Here is a 16,419-nt window from a genome sequence, read left to right on the forward strand (position 1 = left end):
TTATACGGACCTGCATTGACCTGTTGTCACGCTTATGTCACGCTTTTGTCACGGGCAAGTCAGAAGTGACCCATGCCAAAAACCAATGTGGGCTCACCCTGGGAAGCTAACTTCCGGTCATCCATACGTACTACGCCTGGCCTCGAAAGCTGGACCGTCAGCAATGCTGGCGGAAAGATACAGGTTCGATTTCGCCCCTCTAAGGGGAAGGCTCAAGCCGTACGTCTTCCACTTCTTTGGGAGCAGGGAAATGTCAATAGAGCAACGCTGCTGATTAACCGTGCAGCCAAAGCTCTTCTAGAAGGCAGTACTGATTCGCTTACTGCTGCAATCGCGATAGCCCAAGGCAACAGCACCACCATGCGCATAGGCGTGAATTGGGAAGAGGTAGCTGAGGGTCTACGCGACGTTCTGATGAACCATCGGAACGAAATTCTGGCCAAAACCTGGAGTGACAACTATGAGCCGTATATCAACGAAGCACTGCGTCTGATCAATTCAGGAGAAGCTACTGATGGACATACTCTGCTTAAGAACACCTTGACTAAGTGGGCTGGAAAAGCACCATCAAGGGCTGCCTGCTGCATCGCGCTACGCAACCTCAGCGATCACGCCATCTCACGATTTGGAGCAGCGAAGTCTTGGCAGATCACGGCATTAGACATCAAAGAGCTGCGCGGAAAACCAGCCAAGAAACGCCGTAAGGCAACACTGACCGACACCGAGCTTCAGTTCCTGATCGACGGCATCGCCAATCGGAATCACCGTTGGGCGAACGTGCTGCGGATTCTGACCCTATTTGGATTGCGTCCGATTGAGCTGCAATACCTCTCTCCAAATACAAGAGAGGACAAAAGCCTCGGGCTCTGGTGCAGTTATGAGAAAACCTGCGGAGGGAGCCAAACATCTCAACGACAGTTAGAGCCTTGTTGGCTGCAAGACAGCGATGGCGCTCTAATCAAATGGACCGTGATCGAGCAAATGCACGCGGGTCTTCTTGAGTTACCGCTGGGAAATGACGGTGAACCACGAAAACTGGATGGCCACTACGTCGAAACCTTCCTGAAACGACAACTGGAATGGAACCAACTCAAACAAATATGCGAAGACCGTGGTGAATGGCTTCGGGCGTACAGCTTCAGGGACACATTCAGCCTGCGCTGCCATCGTCAAAAAATCGAACTAGGTGCGATCTGCGCCGCTATGGGCCACAACCTTGAAGCTCATGCCAGGGCTTACCGCTGGGAATCCCAACAAACCACAGCAAAGGCATTTGCTTCAGCAGCTGAACCAGCAGGTTGGCAAAGATAAATCGTATACAAGCCATTCGATATATCGAGCAGGCTTCTGAGAAGGAAGAACTAGGGGAGGCGAGTAATCGTTTTAAGATTGATGTAACAGACCTTCGCTGGAGACTTACAGCCCAAAATAGTCTAATGAATATAAACAAATAGCACATTCTTGAGCCAGATAGCCATGATTCATGGTATGACTTAATTAACGGAAAGCGTTAGATGACAATTAAGCTTCAAAGGTTATTGAGTATTGTCTTATTTGCATGTGGCGCTGGAGCGATTTCACTGGCTGCACCAGCTCATGCTGAATACTGCAAAAACGAGGGAAAACAGGCTTGGTGCGGCGGCGGTAGCACCGCAGGGAACGCTCTTGATCAAATGAGTTGCACGCCATTTGCCTACAAGCCTTGGTCATTTAATAATGCAAATGGGCTCGGAGGAAATAAAAATAGTTTTTGCACGTCAAAAACAGTCAAAGATGTAGCTGGTGGGCCATATCAATCTCAAGCTTGGATGTATAACAAGGGTAATGGTACTAAAGACACTAGTTATTGGGTATTTCACGGCTGCGATGGAGCCGGAATCATGCCAGATTGCAAAGGTGATGTTCTCTTCTTAGAGCGTTTTTACGGGTATGCAAAAGATCAATCAAAGGTTTGGTGCCAAGGTGGAATAACGGTCAACCAAGTGGCTTCGCATACAACCGATAAAAACTCCAACCGCAGACAATGCAAGTTCAAGCATCCAGGTACTGGCCATATTTACGAGAATTACGAAGCCGGCGTATGGCAATGGGGAGATAGATCCACCCAAATTAATTTAGATATTTTTCTATCAGCAGCGACAGGAGGCTGGTCTCAAAGTGCAGAGAATGCAGTTACCTACGTTCGAAACCCTTTTCCTAACAGTAAAGGGCCAGTTCTTTATATGATGACATTTCCTTGGGTATGCACAGGAATCGGCAAAGGAGGAGCCAACCAAAACGAGGGAGATGCAACTAATGGCTTGTTTACACAGACTAATACCCCAGGTGTCAAATGTTATTGGGACAACGAAAGTGGCGCCCCACAATGGGCTGAAGACAAGGCAAAAAATGGAGATGAAGGAGCAATGGATCCATACTGGCCTCCACAAATGAATCTTTATTGGATGAATCTAAGAACAGACAATGGAAATAAATATCTTGACGTTAGAGGTTATACCTTAGACAACAGCACTAAGACAATGAAATCGTTAGGCCAATGGAAACTAGAGCCATACGGAAGCCCTTGGTAGAAAGAAGAAGCAGAGGAGAAAGATTTGTTTATCGTTCGTGAAAAATATAATTGAAAAAATTGTACATTTAGAGTAAATCACTCTCCTCCCAGTTCTCCTTTGCTGATTTGTCAAAAACTTTTGAAATCAGCAATCGCTTTACTTGATCGACTAGTCAATATGCATTGTTTCAAACCATGATTTAACACGTTATTCTCTATTAAATAAATGTATAATCCGTGAATCATCATGAAAAGCTTATTAGCATAATGCGAGCAATTAACTTAACAGCCTGCTTGGCTCTTAGTGTTTTAAGTTTTTCCTCAATCCCTAAGGCTTCTGCTGAAATCGGAATTGATTTAAAACTTGGGGGAGGAAAGCCTGAACTTGAAATTAATGACGGAAATTCAGACTCAAGCTCGGATAACTATAACTCTGACTCAAGCAACGATAACTCTGACTCAAGCAACGATAACTCTGACTCTTCATCTGTTGATGGGAATTACGACCCATGCTTTATACATCCAAACTGCACGGCTGGTGCTGGATACAGCAGTGATAACAAAAACAGTATGGGAGCTGGCTGGTATTGCAAAGACGCAAAAGTTGTCAATACAAATACTAGTTTTGATAAATGCAATATCCGCAAGGGCTGCACAAACGACAAGAACTACGTTGGCTATGTAGCTAATAGTAAAAGCTGGGAATGCCTTGAGAAGGCTTATATCCATAAAGGTTGCTCCAGTACTCCCGGCTTTGCTAACAAGGGTTCTTTAGGTGCAGGCTGGTATTGCAGTGACAAAAAAGAAGTAAATCAAAAGACTCAATTCGATCCGGCTTCGATTAAAAAGGGCTGCTCCGATCAAGGATCAGGAATTAAATACACTGATGGGATCTGGACATGTAATTAACTTGTATATCGTCACAAAAGCATCCCTTGAATCAGCATTAAGTCTTAGTCTCTATTCCAAAGCCCTTTGTCCTGAATCACTTATGCAATTTTTCGCGCTCAACATCGAGCAGAGTAGTTGCCATTAGCCGTGACAGACGAAAAAAACTGACTATCATGCGGCATTGAACAATAATTAAGACAACCGAACTGTTAGCTCACCACCTGAGCGGGCATAGCCTTTTTACCGCCTGATTAACTATCTCTACGGCTTGAGATACTCAAGCTAAGTCATGATCTGCCCAATGAAACTATTCACAGCACTTGCTACAGCTTCAATATGTATTTCTGCCATGCCTGCTTTTGCAGACAATGACTATGAATTTTTCACCACACCATCTAAAAATATTTGGTGTGTTAGGAGGCATGACTTTTCGACCAAAATCCCCTTATCTGTCTCATGTGATGTTGCCCATCATGCCTGGAAGGAGTGGATTCAAGGAGATCAGAATGGTTCTCATGGCAATAGATTTATGATTCCTGGTAATGGCCCTGCAGAAGCCATAGGGAGTTCAGATACATTGGTTGGAAGTGCAGGTCCTGTTTTGCAATATGGAAGTAAGTTAACCTTTGCAGACCGTCCCGAAGACGGTACAATTACATGCATCTCCGAAAAGATCGGGCTTACATGCACGAATACAAGTGGTGGTTTACTGCATTTAAACCGTGAGTTCTATATCCTCAATAAGCCAGTGCCTAGATAAGTATATTGTCTTCTATGTCTCGCAGGACTACTGCCATTGCTGCTGCACTGTCTGTGCTTGCTCTTGGATCTCCGTTGGTTATTGCAAACGCGAACCCATTGGCAACTCAGTATTTCAATCAAGGAGTAGAGAAATACGAGGTAGGCAATTATCAAGGTGCAATTGCTGATTGGAATAAGGCAATAGAGATTAATCCTCAGGATGCTCTTGCCTACTACAATCGTGGTCTTGCCAAGTATGATTCAGGAGATCATCAAGGAGCAATTGTTGATTATAATAAGGCAATAGAGATTAATTCTCAGAATACCAATTCCTATCTGAATCGTGGTATTGCCAGGGAAATGGTAAATGATCTCAAAGGTGCATGTGATGATTGGAGAAAAGCAGCAGATTTCGGACTGAAACAGCCTGCTGAATGGGTCAAGAAGCAGTGTTAATGGTCAGTCCTGGCATCACACGATGAGGTTCTCCACCTTTCTCAAGCAGTGGAACCCACGTCAATACAGGAAGTATGTAAGAGAGAAGGCATTGGCAAAGATGAACTACCAAACAAGGTTCTCTGGTTAGGGATAGAAGAGGTCCATAAGGTTTCCGTTCTCATCAACAATCCTGTATTGCTTACCCGATTGAGTTGCCTTGGTTTGTGCTGTCCTTGCGGCAGAGGGAAGGTGATGAACGGTTTGATACTGCTGCCATCCACCGAACTGATTTCTTACTTGGATCTTGTATTTGGGTGCTGCCATCACTGGTAGTGCAAGTGAAAGGAGTAGTGGGAGTAAGAACGTCATTCGCCTAGTCCTCTGAACTCTTGAAGCAGAACTCTGTTGAGTCGGTCATCGCACCCAACCACCATCTGCGGGTAAATGGTTCCTTGCAAATAAGGTCTATAGGCAGCAGAGCAGACTTCCATTGTTGCCTCTCTCCATTGCTTAACAGTCTCTGGTGTGAGTTTCTTCTCAAGTGCTTCCTTGGACTCATCCAAACTCTTGGAGGCGCACCATCTCATCTCAACGGTGTTGTTGCCCGGGCACTTGATGTCTGGTTGCTCTGCCTTCGCTGGCATCATCGGCAGCAACATCAGCAGTAGAAGTGCTCTCATTGTTTTCTAGGACTTGCTAATGCACAGCATCCCGCACTCGGTCTTGGAGTGCAGCGACCTAGTGGGGTTTGTAGTGAACTCACCTATTGCTCGCTTAGAGCGACCTACTGAGTAAAAAAATTTATTGCAGGACTTACTCCACTAACAAGGGAACCATCAACTCAGACTCAACCTCAGCAGCTACATCCCTTCCAAGCTCTTCGATGCCAAGCGCAAGCCAAGACTTGTAGCCATCAGCGTCATTCGCTCGTAGTGCCATCAGTAGCTCTTGCAGCAGAGTCAGCGTCATCAATAATCCAATGATAAATAATGGTCAATGCTGTAACAATAATCACGTCTAACTTAAAATGTAACTTATGCTACAAGTTCCCCATCACCCACTCCTACAAGCATTGCCTTGCGGAGTTTTTTATTGGGTTAGAAGCATTCCCCGATGCAATAAAACCCCGCTCGCGGCAGGAAATTGGTGGACGGTGGAGTCGGTGCAATCAGCTGGGATGAACTGATTAGTACGAGGTGTTTCCTTTGCCAGAATCGAATCTATGGCAACTAAAGAAGAAATCCGCGCTGTATTTGCTGACCCCCAAATCGACGGGATGGATGCCCTGTATCGATGCATCGGAGAGATGCTGCAAGATGGTGCTGAGTTCGATAACGCCTATTCATTAGTGATCGCTTCAGGCGATGCACCAGCCAACACCTGGATCAGGTTCTGCGTGCAATGCGCCACACGCTTTGATGACCCACCAGAGGAATCAGAATTTCTTGAGGTACTGGAGGAGTTCAGCCGGAGGCACGGTGTGTCGTGATGGCAGTGCTACGAATGCAGCTCCTCTGAGTCAGTCGGGCTCATAAGCCGAAGGCCGGCCAATGGCCTGACCGATCAGCAGGCAAGGGCGCCTGAGTCATATCTCATTGACACCAATAGTTTTCGCGAGCATCTTGGTAACGTATCAAGTATGAATCGATGTCCGAATTAGTCCGTGTTAAAGAGGGCGCGAATCTTTCAGGCGTTTGTAGCGGACTTGAAGCCTGTGATCGGGGTTCAGCCACAGCCTGGAGGCTTTTCTTTTTGCTAATAGGAGCCGTTTTCTTCTTACCAATCGCTGTCTATATCGGTATGGCAATAGCTTTACCACAGGTCGCGACTGTTGAAGAGGCAAAGAAAGGCAAAAGAAAGATGTCCTTAAGTAGTGATAGTGGAAGTGCAAGAGTTACTGCTTCAGCTGATCTTTCAGAAACGCAGAGCAAACTTGAAAAAGAGCTTTCCTATTTCAAGCAGCTCCATGAGAGGAATCTCATATCGGCTGAGGAGTATGACAAATTAAGGAAGAAAGCTCTAGACAGTGGTAACGGCTGATCTTCGCCACAAAGAATCACTCCACAGCCCTCACCGCCGGACTTCTCTTTGTATCGGGCGTAATCAGGCTGCTGCTGCCACATCAGAGCAGTTTGGCGAGATTGCCCATTGGGGTGAGAGCCACTCATTTAAAAGGATGAGTCAAGGCATAAAAAAAGAAGGCGACTAAGCCTTCTTCAGGGGGTGTGAGGAGCCAAACCTTGTGAGGAGTTGGCCTCTCCCACGATGATGAGGTGCCTGCAGATCAGTCAATCAACTGATACGGAGGGACTTGCTCAGCCGGATTTCTGAGGCATTATTCATTTGTGAAGAGGGCTTCTTCACGGAGTGGAAACTAGGCAACACGCCCAACAAGAAGCCAAGAAACCCAGCCTTTGGCGGGGTTTTCTTTTGTCTACTCATAAAAAAAGAGCGGTTTCTCACTCCGCCCCCAATGTCATCTGTCCTTGTGAGAGCAGCACGTCGCCGCCGCAGCAAGGATCATGTATCGCAACGAACATGTTTGTCGCGATACATACAAAGTCGAAAAATGCTTGAGGCAGGCTGTTATCAACTATTGAGTGTGCTGTTATCCCAGTCTCAATGAACTGCTGTCTTTTGGGTTTGCCGCAACGTAATGAGCAGTCGTCCCAGATGAACTGTGTCCGAGGGTTGTTTGAAGCGTGAAGACATCGACACCTCTCCTGATTGCATGTGTCGCGTGGGTATGACGGCACCGGTGCGGATAAAGCCGTACTCCGGCTGCGCTTCCCCATTTCGCCATGCGAGCAGCAACTGCCTGACGGGTCAATGGGACATCTCTCCTATCGGATGGAAACAGCCAGCCATCAGGCTTGCCGCGGCCCAACGACTCGAATAACTCCAGCGTTGCAGAGCTGATGCGAATGGTGCGTGGTTTGTTGCCCTTGCCCAAGAGCTGAATGTTCCCGCCATCCTCCAACCGCTCAATGTCCTGCCAACAGAGACTGCACAATTCAGACACGCGACACCCCAACAAATAAGACCCACGCACCATCACGTAGTCACGCGCCGCGATAGCTGAACCCTTTAACTTCTGGGCACTAATTACACCAAGAACTGATGTCAGATCAGACTCAGATAGAGGCTTGGCCAGCTTTGGTGCCGACATTCCTGTTCTTTGGGGGATTGGGTTCCGCGGCACTCCTGACACAGCTGATCTCGTAGGTTCCGCGGCCCAGCGATAGAGAGCGCTGACGGCACTGATCCGTCGATTAAAAGAACGCGGCATCAGCGCGCCACCCTCAACTTGTTCCCGCAGCTGTGACACCCAATCCTGAGCAAGTGCAGGGTCCAACTCCCTCAGGTGCAGGTGGGGATGGTGCTGATCTCTCCAGCCTGTGAAATGCCTCAGCTCTCGCCGATAACCATCCTTGGTTTCCTGAGAACCAGTGCGACTGCACTGATCAAGGAATCGTTTTAGGAGGAGCTTGTCCCCCCAAAGGACAGCGCCAGCATGAGCGGCATCAAAGAGCCGACTGACGTATGCCAAAGCCTCCGCCTTATCCAGCCCCACGAACACCGCAGGAAGCTTGTCGGAAGATTTGTCGGAAACCGCTTTACTGGCTTCTGGCGTAATTACCAGATCATCTGCAGCAGTAACGATTAGAGGGGGCATTCCACCCCCACGAGTCACTTGGGTGATAAGGCTGACTTCACCCCATCTCCCTTAATAGGGTCAGGCAGCAACAGGGGCTGTCTGACGGGAGAAACGTACGATGTTGTTCGCAGTTACGGGATTTGCTCTTACCGAGCAGGCTTCAGTCACCCTCCTTATGCCCCGTCGAAACCATTGCAGCCCCGAAGGGAGAATGGAGCTGAGCGGAATCGAACCGCTGTCCGAAACACCGGTGTGGACCACCTAGTCCGTTCAAGAACGGACTTTGTCATTCTGGCATCCAACACGAGAGATGGCATCGCCGCTGAATCAGCAGATGCACGGATGGAGCAACGCTCTGCCATAGCAAGCCCTGAAAGCAATCACGCATCAAGATTGAACATGCCAAAAATTACTTACTTATCACATAAGCAAGCAATAAAGCCAATAAGCATAAAGAATCTATTGCGATTCACCACTTAGAAGCTTTCCAGTTCGGGCATGAAGCCTTGGCACCCCTACGCTACCATTTCGAATTATAATAAGACAGCAATTAATATGCCAAATCCAAGACTCCTGCAGGTCCTAAGCACAATCTAAGACTCCATTTAGAACACCTAATCGCATCTCTATTCCGCTTTTTCCTAAAAGTGGCTTTCGCAGAATGCCCTCGAACCACGTGATGGCGACAAGGGCTTAAGGTTCAGATACCTTACTAATCATTGGCAAAAGCGAGCGATCATAATGAAGAAAACAAAAGCAAACTTTGAGCGCATCAAAGGTGTCTCCGTACTACCTCAAGGTTTAGAGGAAGCAGGAGTGGCTGAGCTTCTTGCCTTAGGGGCTAAAGCAGTCAAACCGCTGCGTAGGGCGGCCGCATTTGAGGCAGATATGGCTTGCTTCTATCGGCTTCATTTGCAATGCCGTCTTCCTTTTCGATTGCTCCGGGAAGTGGCCCGATTCCCGTGTGATGGACGCGAGTCGCTGTATTCAGGAATTCAGGAAGGACTGGACTGGGAACGCTGGCTACATCCCTCGATGAGTTTCCGCGTTGATGTCACCGGCACGGCTCCAGGCCTCAATCACAGTCACTATTCAGCACTTCAGGTCAAAAACGCGATCGTTGATCGACAACGCGATATCTGGGGGCAGCGATCCTCAATCGATCTCGAAGAACCCGATGTTTGCCTGCATGTGCATCTCGATCGAGAGGGCGGGGTGCTAAGTCTCGATGGATCGGGCGGCAGTCTCCATCGCCGCGGCTATCGCGCCGAAATGGGGGATGCTCCGCTTAAAGAGAATCTCGCTGCTGGTTTGATCCGCCTGAGCGGTTGGACAGGAACCACTCCGCTCGTGGATCCCCTCTGTGGTTCAGGGACCCTGCTGATCGAAGCGGCATCCCTGGCTGCAGGGCATGCCCCAGGGATGAACCGCAGCTTTGCCCTTGAAGGCTGGGCTGATTTTGATGACGACCTCTGGAGAGAGGAAAAAGAACGCGCATGCAAGCGCCAAGAGCAAGGTCAATTCCAGCCCATGATCATTGGCTGCGAGCAGGATCCATCGATCGCCAAACAGGCTCGCAACAACGCAGAGGCCGCTGGCCTTTCCCACTTGATCTCCATCCAAACGGGAGATTTCAGAGATCTCCAGTTGCCAGAAGGACCAGGAACAATCGTTTGCAATCCGCCTTATGGATTACGCATCGGAGCCGATCAGAATCTCGAGGCGCTGTATGGCGATCTCGGAGCAATGGTGAAAACCCAAGCCTCAGGATGGGATTTCTGGCTGCTTAGCGGTAATGCCGGCGTCACGGGAGCACTCCGGATGAGAGCATCCCGACGCATCCCCATCAACAACGGAGGGCTCGACTGCCGTTGGCTCCATTACCAAGTGCGTTAGCCGAGACCGATCAACGCCCCATCACGGCACGGGTGGTTTTGGACAAGCCTTCAAGGGTCTGGGGCAGGTAAGGGCCCTTCGCCAGCTGTCCTCCAATCCGCAGGCTCGCTCCAGCAATCACCACATTCAAAACAGCAAGGGTGAGCAACGACTGCAGCAACGTCCAGTTGAAAGCAGTCAACGACCAAACAACAAAAGCCGTTTCAGCAGCCACAAGAGCCAGGAGCATCAAGGTTCCGCCCATGGCCAAAAACACACCTCCGCTGATCAGGCGACGTTTCTCGCGACTCACTTCCTGCAGAGCAATACGGACGTGCAGGTCCATCACCGAACTGGCTAGCGCTGTCACTCGACCTGCAGCGCCGAGACCCCTTGGGCGGCTCTCTTGAGATCCTGGAAGTTCACTCATCAGGAACGACGACCTCCGGTCAGCAGGGCACCGACGAGCACGCCAACCCCAGCAGCGATGGCCAACGCCAGCAGCGGCCGCTGCCGCACGGGCCGTTCAATCTTGGGGCGCAAGGTGGAGTTGAGATCATCCAGCAGCTGCTCAAGTTGCTCCTCAAGGGGCTCAAGGGTGTCGGCAAAACTGCGCACGCTCTCACCGGGATGATGCATCAGATCTTCCAGCTGTTGCTGCACGGTTTGAACCGCACGATCGCCTTGGGAGGCAATCAAGTGCACAACCTCATCGAAACTGCCCCTGGTGGCCTCTAAAGCTTGATGCGTCACCTCGGGCCAACGCCGCTGAATTTCAGGAACGAGAGTCTCAAAATGATCCCGAAACCGTTGCGCAAAAGCCTTGTCTTCCTCTTGGGATGGAGCTGAGTCCATGAATAGGGATAACGCCTTTCCCAGACTAGAGATGGTGTCTAGAAGATGACACCCATCACAACGCAACTGTCTCGATACCTATTCCTTGAGCACACGAATGCTCCAGATGATCCGGCATCCAGGCATGTGGATCTACTCCTTGAGGATGGAGAAAGCTGCCGCACCTGGCGACTGAGCAGTATGCCCCTTCCAAACGGCCCCAGCCTTCAAGCGATCCCATTGCCAAGGCACCGACTGATCTGGCTTGAACGAACCTCAGCGGCTGTGTCTGGAGGACGCGGTTGGGGACGCCGGATTGTGGGTGGCGCTTTCCAAGGGGTCCTGCCAGACAATCCAACAGAGCTGATCAGAGTTGAACTAACCGGCACTGCCGCACTGCACTTACCAGACCCACTAACTCTCGAACTGGCCGATGGCGAATGCCGGCTGCATTCATCGGCAGATCACAGACCGGCGCCAAGCCCTTGAGCTTTTCAGAAGCTTCGCTAGTTTTGAATTGCTGACAGCTGTGTCACCTGTTGGTCCATATCAATCAGGTCGGACTGACCCATTTCAAGTCCTTCGGTGGGGCGATGACCATCCCCCTCGAGACCGGGTTCACTGTCGTGACCGGTCCCAACGGGTCTGGAAAGAGCAATATTCTTGATGGCGTCCTTTTTTGCCTCGGTCTAGCGAACAGCCGTGGGATGCGTGCCGATCGCTTACCCGATCTGGTTAACAGCGGCATGCTCAAAGCAGGCAAGTCGGCTGAGACCACCGTCAGTGTGCGTTTTGATCTGAGCGACTGGAAGCCTGATGCCGCAGAGGAGGGGATTGAACCTCCTGAAGAGGGTCCTTGGATTCAAGCGGATGCCAATGAATGGACGGTGACCCGCAAGCTGCGCGTGATGCCTGGAGGTTCGTACAGCAGCACTTACAGCTCAGACGGGGAGCCGTGCAACCTGCAGCAGCTGCAAACCCAGTTGCGCCGATTACGCATCGACCCGGAAGGCAGCAATGTCGTGATGCAAGGCGACGTCACTCGGATTGTCTCGATGAGCAATCGGGACCGCCGCGGCCTCATTGACGAGCTTGCGGGTGTGGCACTCTTCGACACCCGAATCGAACAAAGCCGCCGCAAACTTGACGATGTTCAAGAGCGACAAGATCGCTGCCGCATCGTTGAACAGGAGCTACTCACCGCGCGCCAACGTCTTGAAAAGGACTGCGCGAAAGCACGGGCCTATCAGGACCTACGCGATCAGGTGCAGCGTGGCAGGCAGCAAGAGCTGGTGCTGGCCTTCGAAGCAGCGGAAGCGGAGCTGAAGCAGCTCAAAGCCCGCCAACAACACCTCAGCGAAAAGGAGATCCGCGACAGCGCGTCGATCACCGAGAAGGAAGCAACCCTGTCTGCAGAAGCAGCACGCCTGCAAACCCTTCAGGAGAGCGTCAAAGCTCTAGGCGAAGACCAACTGCTCAGCGTTCAGGCTGAATTGGCCGGCCTCGATCCCCAGAATCGCGCGCTCGAACGTCAAGCCACGCAACATCAGCAAGAAGGAGAACGCTTACAAGGGCTGCGCCACAACCTCACCTCCCGCCGTCACCAACTTCAAGCAGATAGCGAAGGCCTCAAACAAGCCAACAACCCAGAAGTGCTCCAGGCCGCCGAGCAAGCCTGCCGCGACGCCGAAGCTGCCGTTGAAATCTCCCGCAGGCGCCTCGGCGATGTCGCGGGACGATCTGGAGCCTGGCTCGATGAGCAACGCCAACGGGCAGCACGCCGCTCAGACCTGCAGACCACACTCACGCCTCTTCAGGAGGAGCAACAGCAACTACACGAGCGTTTGCGTCAGGACGAAGCTCGTCAATCCGAGCTGCAGCTGGAGCGTGACGAAGCCGGTGCCGAAGACCGTGAGGTCCAAGACCAGCTGGAACAACTGGAGCAGGAGTGGCAATCGCTGCTGGAAAGCCTGCGCAGCGGCAAAGAACAGCTGCAAGAACGCGCTGAAGCCGTTGCGATTCAACAACGCACCCGCACCAGGCTTGAAGAGGAACAGACCCGCCTGGAACGAGAAATCGCCCGTTTAGAGAGTCGACGGGAGGCCCTACAGGAAACACGCGGCACGGGAGCCTTACGCCTCTTGCTGGAGGCGGGACTGGATGGCATCCATGGAGCGGTCGCCCAACTCGGTGAAGTGGAAGATCGTCATCGCCTGGCTCTAGAGGTTGCGGCCGGAGCGCGCATGGCCCAGGTGGTCGTCGATGACGACCGGATTGCAGCCCGTGCCATTGACCTACTGAAAAGCAGGCGAGCAGGCCGTTTAACGTTTCTACCCCTCAACAAAATTCGCTCGCAGGCCGCAGGTGGTGGCGCGGCGATGGCCCGTGGCCGCCGACCGGAGGGAGGCAATGGCGCCGGCCTCATTGGTCGCGCAGTGGAATTGATCCGCTACGAGCCGATCTACAGCGACGTGTTCGGGTATGTCTTTGGCGACACTCAAGTCTTCAGCGACTTAGGCAGTGCTCGAGAACAGCTCGGGCGTTTCCGTGCCGTCACCCTCGAAGGCGAACTGCTCGAAAAAAGTGGCGCGATGACGGGTGGAAGCTTCAGCCAGCGCAGCGGTGGGCTGAGTTTCGGGGTGAGCAGTGATAGCGATGAGGCCGATCCCCTCCGGCAGCGGCTGCTCGAGCTCGGCGAGACCCTGGTCGCCTGCAGACGCGAAGAAAGCCGACTACTCCAATCTCTTGAGCACGAACGTCCACTGCTGCGTCAGCTGGAACAGAGGCAAGCGGCTCTCGATGCGGAGAGAACAGCAGCCAAGCGAGCCCATGGACCACTGCTGGAGCGTTGCCGCCAACGCAGTGAGCGTCTCCACAGCCTTCAAGCCAACCGCACGGAACAGGAACAGCGGCTCCAAGTTCTCAAAACCACCATCACCCCTCTACTGGACGAACTCGAAAGAATCTCCACAGAGGAACGAAAAGTTCAAGCCGAGGCCGATGCCGGGAATTGGCAACAACTCCAGACTGAACTCGAACAGTCGGACACCGCCTTAGAGCAGGCACGCCGCCATCGTGATGATCGCCTTCAGCATCAGCGTGAACGCGAGCTGGCGCAGACCCGAATCGGTGACCAACAACAGGCCATCGAAGAGGAAGAAAACACCCTCCAATTAGCCGTCACAGCACTCGCCGAAGCGCATCAAAGCTGGCGTAACGAACAAAAGGAGCTGCAAGAACGTCGCCAGACGTTGGAAAGCCAGCAACAAATCCTCCAAACCAAATTTGGGGAAGAGCGTCGCGCTCGGGATGCAGCAGAGGCTTCAGTGGCCGAGCTGCGACAGAACCTCCAGCAAGCCCGCTGGGAACTTGAACGCTTGCAGGAAGAGCGTCAAGCGATTCAAGAGCAACTGCGCAGCGGTGGAATCCGCCTAGAGGAACTCAAGCCAACACTGCCCAACCCCCTTCCAGAGATCCCAGAGGAGATCCGCAATGCCGGCCTTGCGGCACTGCAGGAACAGCTGCAACAACTTCTGAAACGAATGGAAGCCCTTGAACCGGTCAACATGCTGGCCCTCGAAGAACTAACAGCACTGGAAGAAAGACTTGGAGACCTAGGAGAACGCCTGGATGTGCTCAGCCAGGAGCGCGAGGAACTGCTCCTAAGGATTGAAACGGTGGCCACACTCAGGCAAGAGGCATTTATGGAAGCCTTTGAAGCCGTGGATGGGCATTTCTCAGAGATCTTTGCAAGCCTGTCCGAGGGCGACGGCAAGCTGCAACTCGACAATCCGGATGACCCCCTCGAGGGAGGGCTCACCCTGGTCGCTCACCCGAAAGGAAAGGCCGTGCGCCGCCTGGCGGCGATGTCTGGTGGGGAAAAGTCACTAACAGCACTCAGTTTTCTGTTTGCTCTACAGCGCTTCCGCCCCTCACCGTTTTATGCCCTCGACGAGGTGGACAGCTTCCTCGATGGCGTGAATGTGGAGCGGCTTGCGGCGTTGATTGCTCGTCAAGCCGAACAAGCCCAGTTCCTTGTCGTGAGCCACAGGCGACCGATGATTGGCGCCTCACAGCGCACCATTGGTGTCACCCAAGCGCGTGGCGCTCATACCCAGGTGGTGGGATTACCCGATGCAGCCTGAACAACGGGCTCCCTGGCCTTGCGTCAAAATGAGTCGAATTGCTTCGGCTGAGGCCTGCGTTTGAGCTCGTCCCCGTCCCCCAACGACCCACTGGCAACCGTCCCCAGCGACAGGCTGTGGCTTCGCTCGGAATTAATGGGGACCCAAGTGATCACCCGCGACTCCGGCAGACGCCTGGGTGTTGTCGGCGAAGTGGTTGTGGATATTGACCGTCGCGAAGTGGTCGCCCTCGGCTTGAGAGATAACCCGCTCACCCGTTTCTTGCCGGGACTCCCCCGTTGGATGCCCCTTGATCGCATTCGCCAGGTGGGCGATGTGATCCTTGTTGATTCCGCAGACTCGCTCAGCGAGGGCTTTTCCCCAGACCGATACAGCCGGGTGATCAACTGCCAAGTGATTACGGAATCGGGGCAAACACTCGGCCGCGTTTTGGGCTTCTCCTTCGACATCGAGACGGGCGAACTCACCACACTTGTGATGGGAGCTGTTGGCGTCCCCCTCCTGGGAGAAGGAGTACTGAGCACCTGGGAAATCCCTGTTGGTGAAATCGTTAGCAGTGGAGCCGACCGAATCATTGTTTACGAGGGCGCCGAAGACAAACTCAAACAACTGAGCAGCGGCGTTCTGGAAAAACTGGGAGTCGGAGGTCCGAGCTGGGAGGAGCAGGAACGGGAGCGTTACAGGGTGAACATCGTCCCTGTCGAAAACCAGCTCAGTTCAGGGCAAGCGGTGGAAGAGGCACCCAGGATGCTGGAGGCTTCCGATTCACAACGCTTCGAAACGGAACGGGAACTTGAGTACGTCGAACTCGAAGATCGTCGTAGTGACAACACGCGTGAGCGTCGCTACCTCGATGAGGCGCCGATGCAGGAGCGAAACAACTCCTATCAAGAGCCGTACCGCGAACCTGAGAGATACAACGAGCCCCAGCCGTTCAACGAGCGACAGCCGTTTGATGAGAGGCAACCGTTCAATGAAAATCAGCCGTTTGATGAAAGACAGCCGCTGAATGAGCCTTACCGCGAAGCCAGCAGGTTCCCGGAACCGAAGCCAGAGCGTTTTCGCGAAGCCGAGCCGTTTCAGCGCGAAGACCGCTACCAAGAACCCCAGCGCACATCAGCGCAATATCAGGAACGGGATGCAGCTTCTCGCATCGAGCAGCGTCCAAGACCGGCTTCACGTCGTCCGATCGAACGCCCCGGCGAACCACTGGATGTCGAACCCATCGAACGTCACTCTCCCCAAGATCAGGACAGCCAACCGCTGGATGATCCCTGGTAAAGCCA

General features: G+C 52.3%; 16 protein-coding genes. 11 read left to right on the plus strand and 5 right to left on the minus strand.

The genetic code is table 11. The features are described from left to right. Positions 1-72 precede the first annotated feature (72 nt). From SynSYN20_RS12165 to SynSYN20_RS12185, 5 genes are all read left to right on the plus strand, one after another. Complete coding sequence (locus SynSYN20_RS12165) at positions 73-1,311, plus strand: site-specific integrase (RefSeq protein WP_186523873.1); 1,239 nt, start codon at positions 73-75, stop codon at positions 1,309-1,311. Positions 1,312-1,514: 203 nt separating this feature from the next. Continuing rightward, positions 1,515-2,570 carry a hypothetical protein gene (locus SynSYN20_RS12170; RefSeq protein WP_186523874.1) on the plus strand — a complete coding sequence of 352 codons (1,056 nt, stop codon included), beginning with the start codon at positions 1,515-1,517 and terminating at the stop codon, positions 2,568-2,570. Between the two features lie 218 nt (positions 2,571-2,788). Beyond that, positions 2,789-3,460 (plus strand): hypothetical protein, encoded by a 672-nt coding sequence (locus SynSYN20_RS12175; RefSeq protein WP_186523875.1) that lies wholly within the window; start codon positions 2,789-2,791, stop codon positions 3,458-3,460. 283 nt (positions 3,461-3,743) lie between these two features. After that, entirely contained in the window at positions 3,744-4,202 is a 459-nt protein-coding gene (locus SynSYN20_RS12180) for a DUF6636 domain-containing protein (RefSeq protein ID WP_370586686.1), read from the plus strand. A 14-nt stretch (positions 4,203-4,216) separates the two neighbouring features. Then, complete coding sequence (locus tag SynSYN20_RS12185) at positions 4,217-4,639, plus strand: tetratricopeptide repeat protein (protein WP_186523877.1); 423 nt, start codon at positions 4,217-4,219, stop codon at positions 4,637-4,639. A gap of 347 nt (positions 4,640-4,986) precedes the next feature. Here SynSYN20_RS12185 and SynSYN20_RS12190 read toward each other — a convergent pair whose 3' ends face one another. Both SynSYN20_RS12190 and SynSYN20_RS12195 read right to left on the minus strand, forming a co-directional pair. Continuing rightward, the gene (locus tag SynSYN20_RS12190) at positions 4,987-5,265 is read right to left on the minus strand and encodes a DUF1311 domain-containing protein (RefSeq protein ID WP_370586687.1); all 279 of its coding nucleotides are present in this window, start codon (positions 5,263-5,265) and stop codon (positions 4,987-4,989) included. A 169-nt stretch (positions 5,266-5,434) separates the two neighbouring features. Continuing rightward, positions 5,435-5,590 (minus strand): hypothetical protein, encoded by a 156-nt coding sequence (locus tag SynSYN20_RS12195; protein ID WP_186523879.1) that lies wholly within the window; start codon positions 5,588-5,590, stop codon positions 5,435-5,437. A gap of 253 nt (positions 5,591-5,843) precedes the next feature. On the opposite strand from SynSYN20_RS12195, the gene SynSYN20_RS12200 reads away from it, so the two are divergent. After that, positions 5,844-6,110 carry a hypothetical protein gene (locus SynSYN20_RS12200; protein ID WP_186523880.1) on the plus strand — a complete coding sequence of 89 codons (267 nt, stop codon included), beginning with the start codon at positions 5,844-5,846 and terminating at the stop codon, positions 6,108-6,110. Positions 6,111-6,268: 158 nt separating this feature from the next. Then, positions 6,269-6,661 carry a PspC domain-containing protein gene (locus SynSYN20_RS12205; protein ID WP_186523881.1) on the plus strand — a complete coding sequence of 131 codons (393 nt, stop codon included), beginning with the start codon at positions 6,269-6,271 and terminating at the stop codon, positions 6,659-6,661. Positions 6,662-7,229: 568 nt separating this feature from the next. Here SynSYN20_RS12205 and SynSYN20_RS12210 read toward each other — a convergent pair. Continuing rightward, positions 7,230-8,297, minus strand: coding sequence for a tyrosine-type recombinase/integrase (locus tag SynSYN20_RS12210; protein WP_186523882.1), 1,068 nt, complete (start codon positions 8,295-8,297; stop codon positions 7,230-7,232). A 723-nt stretch (positions 8,298-9,020) separates the two neighbouring features. On the opposite strand from SynSYN20_RS12210, the gene SynSYN20_RS12220 reads away from it, so the two are divergent. Continuing rightward, complete coding sequence (locus tag SynSYN20_RS12220) at positions 9,021-10,175, plus strand: class I SAM-dependent RNA methyltransferase (protein ID WP_186523883.1); 1,155 nt, start codon at positions 9,021-9,023, stop codon at positions 10,173-10,175. Between the two features lie 10 nt (positions 10,176-10,185). Here SynSYN20_RS12220 and SynSYN20_RS12225 read toward each other — a convergent pair whose 3' ends face one another. Together SynSYN20_RS12225 and SynSYN20_RS12230 are read right to left on the minus strand one after the other, a co-directional pair. Continuing rightward, on the minus strand, positions 10,186-10,584 hold the full coding sequence (locus tag SynSYN20_RS12225; protein ID WP_186523884.1) for a phage holin family protein: 399 nt from the start codon (positions 10,582-10,584) through the stop codon (positions 10,186-10,188). After that, positions 10,584-11,009: a hypothetical protein gene (locus SynSYN20_RS12230; protein WP_186523885.1), complete on the minus strand. Its 426-nt coding sequence runs from the start codon at positions 11,007-11,009 to the stop codon at positions 10,584-10,586. Before SynSYN20_RS12230 ends, SynSYN20_RS12225 begins: the two co-directional genes overlap by 1 nt. A gap of 45 nt (positions 11,010-11,054) precedes the next feature. Here SynSYN20_RS12230 and SynSYN20_RS12235 point away from each other — a divergent pair, with 45 nt between their 5' ends. The 3 genes from SynSYN20_RS12235 to SynSYN20_RS12245 are packed head-to-tail and all read left to right on the plus strand — an operon-like array spanning position 11,055 to position 16,414. Next, positions 11,055-11,477, plus strand: a complete 423-nt coding sequence (locus SynSYN20_RS12235; RefSeq protein ID WP_186523886.1) for a hypothetical protein — start codon at positions 11,055-11,057, stop codon at positions 11,475-11,477. Between the two features lie 50 nt (positions 11,478-11,527). Then, positions 11,528-15,133, plus strand: coding sequence for a chromosome segregation protein SMC (gene smc, locus SynSYN20_RS12240; protein ID WP_186523887.1), 3,606 nt, complete (start codon positions 11,528-11,530; stop codon positions 15,131-15,133). A 60-nt stretch (positions 15,134-15,193) separates the two neighbouring features. Beyond that, the gene (locus SynSYN20_RS12245) at positions 15,194-16,414 is read left to right on the plus strand and encodes a PRC-barrel domain-containing protein (protein ID WP_186523888.1); all 1,221 of its coding nucleotides are present in this window, start codon (positions 15,194-15,196) and stop codon (positions 16,412-16,414) included. The last annotated feature ends 5 nt before the right edge of the window (positions 16,415-16,419 follow it).

It is taken from the genome of Synechococcus sp. SYN20 (assembly GCF_014279555.1).
Taxonomy (GTDB): Bacteria; Cyanobacteriota; Cyanobacteriia; order PCC-6307; family Cyanobiaceae; genus Synechococcus_C.

Bases quoted from the DNA above. Each gene is read 5' to 3' on its own strand.
- SynSYN20_RS12165 (WP_186523873.1), top strand. From the start codon at position 73: ATGCCAAAAACCAATGTGGGCTCACCCTGGGAAGCTAACTTCCGGTCA.
- SynSYN20_RS12185 (WP_186523877.1), top strand. From the start codon at position 4,217: ATGTCTCGCAGGACTACTGCCATTGCTGCTGCACTGTCTGTGCTTGCT.
- SynSYN20_RS12200 (WP_186523880.1), top strand. From the start codon at position 5,844: ATGGCAACTAAAGAAGAAATCCGCGCTGTATTTGCTGACCCCCAAATC.
- SynSYN20_RS12210 (WP_186523882.1), bottom strand. From the start codon at position 8,297: ATGCCCCCTCTAATCGTTACTGCTGCAGATGATCTGGTAATTACGCCA.
- SynSYN20_RS12195 (WP_186523879.1), bottom strand. From the start codon at position 5,590: ATGACGCTGACTCTGCTGCAAGAGCTACTGATGGCACTACGAGCGAAT.
- SynSYN20_RS12230 (WP_186523885.1), bottom strand. From the start codon at position 11,009: ATGGACTCAGCTCCATCCCAAGAGGAAGACAAGGCTTTTGCGCAACGG.
- SynSYN20_RS12235 (WP_186523886.1), top strand. From the start codon at position 11,055: ATGACACCCATCACAACGCAACTGTCTCGATACCTATTCCTTGAGCAC.
- SynSYN20_RS12225 (WP_186523884.1), bottom strand. From the start codon at position 10,584: ATGAGTGAACTTCCAGGATCTCAAGAGAGCCGCCCAAGGGGTCTCGGC.
- SynSYN20_RS12190 (WP_370586687.1), bottom strand. From the start codon at position 5,265: ATGCCAGCGAAGGCAGAGCAACCAGACATCAAGTGCCCGGGCAACAAC.
- SynSYN20_RS12180 (WP_370586686.1), top strand. From the start codon at position 3,744: ATGAAACTATTCACAGCACTTGCTACAGCTTCAATATGTATTTCTGCC.
- SynSYN20_RS12205 (WP_186523881.1), top strand. From the start codon at position 6,269: ATGTCCGAATTAGTCCGTGTTAAAGAGGGCGCGAATCTTTCAGGCGTT.
- SynSYN20_RS12220 (WP_186523883.1), top strand. From the start codon at position 9,021: ATGAAGAAAACAAAAGCAAACTTTGAGCGCATCAAAGGTGTCTCCGTA.
- SynSYN20_RS12170 (WP_186523874.1), top strand. From the start codon at position 1,515: ATGACAATTAAGCTTCAAAGGTTATTGAGTATTGTCTTATTTGCATGT.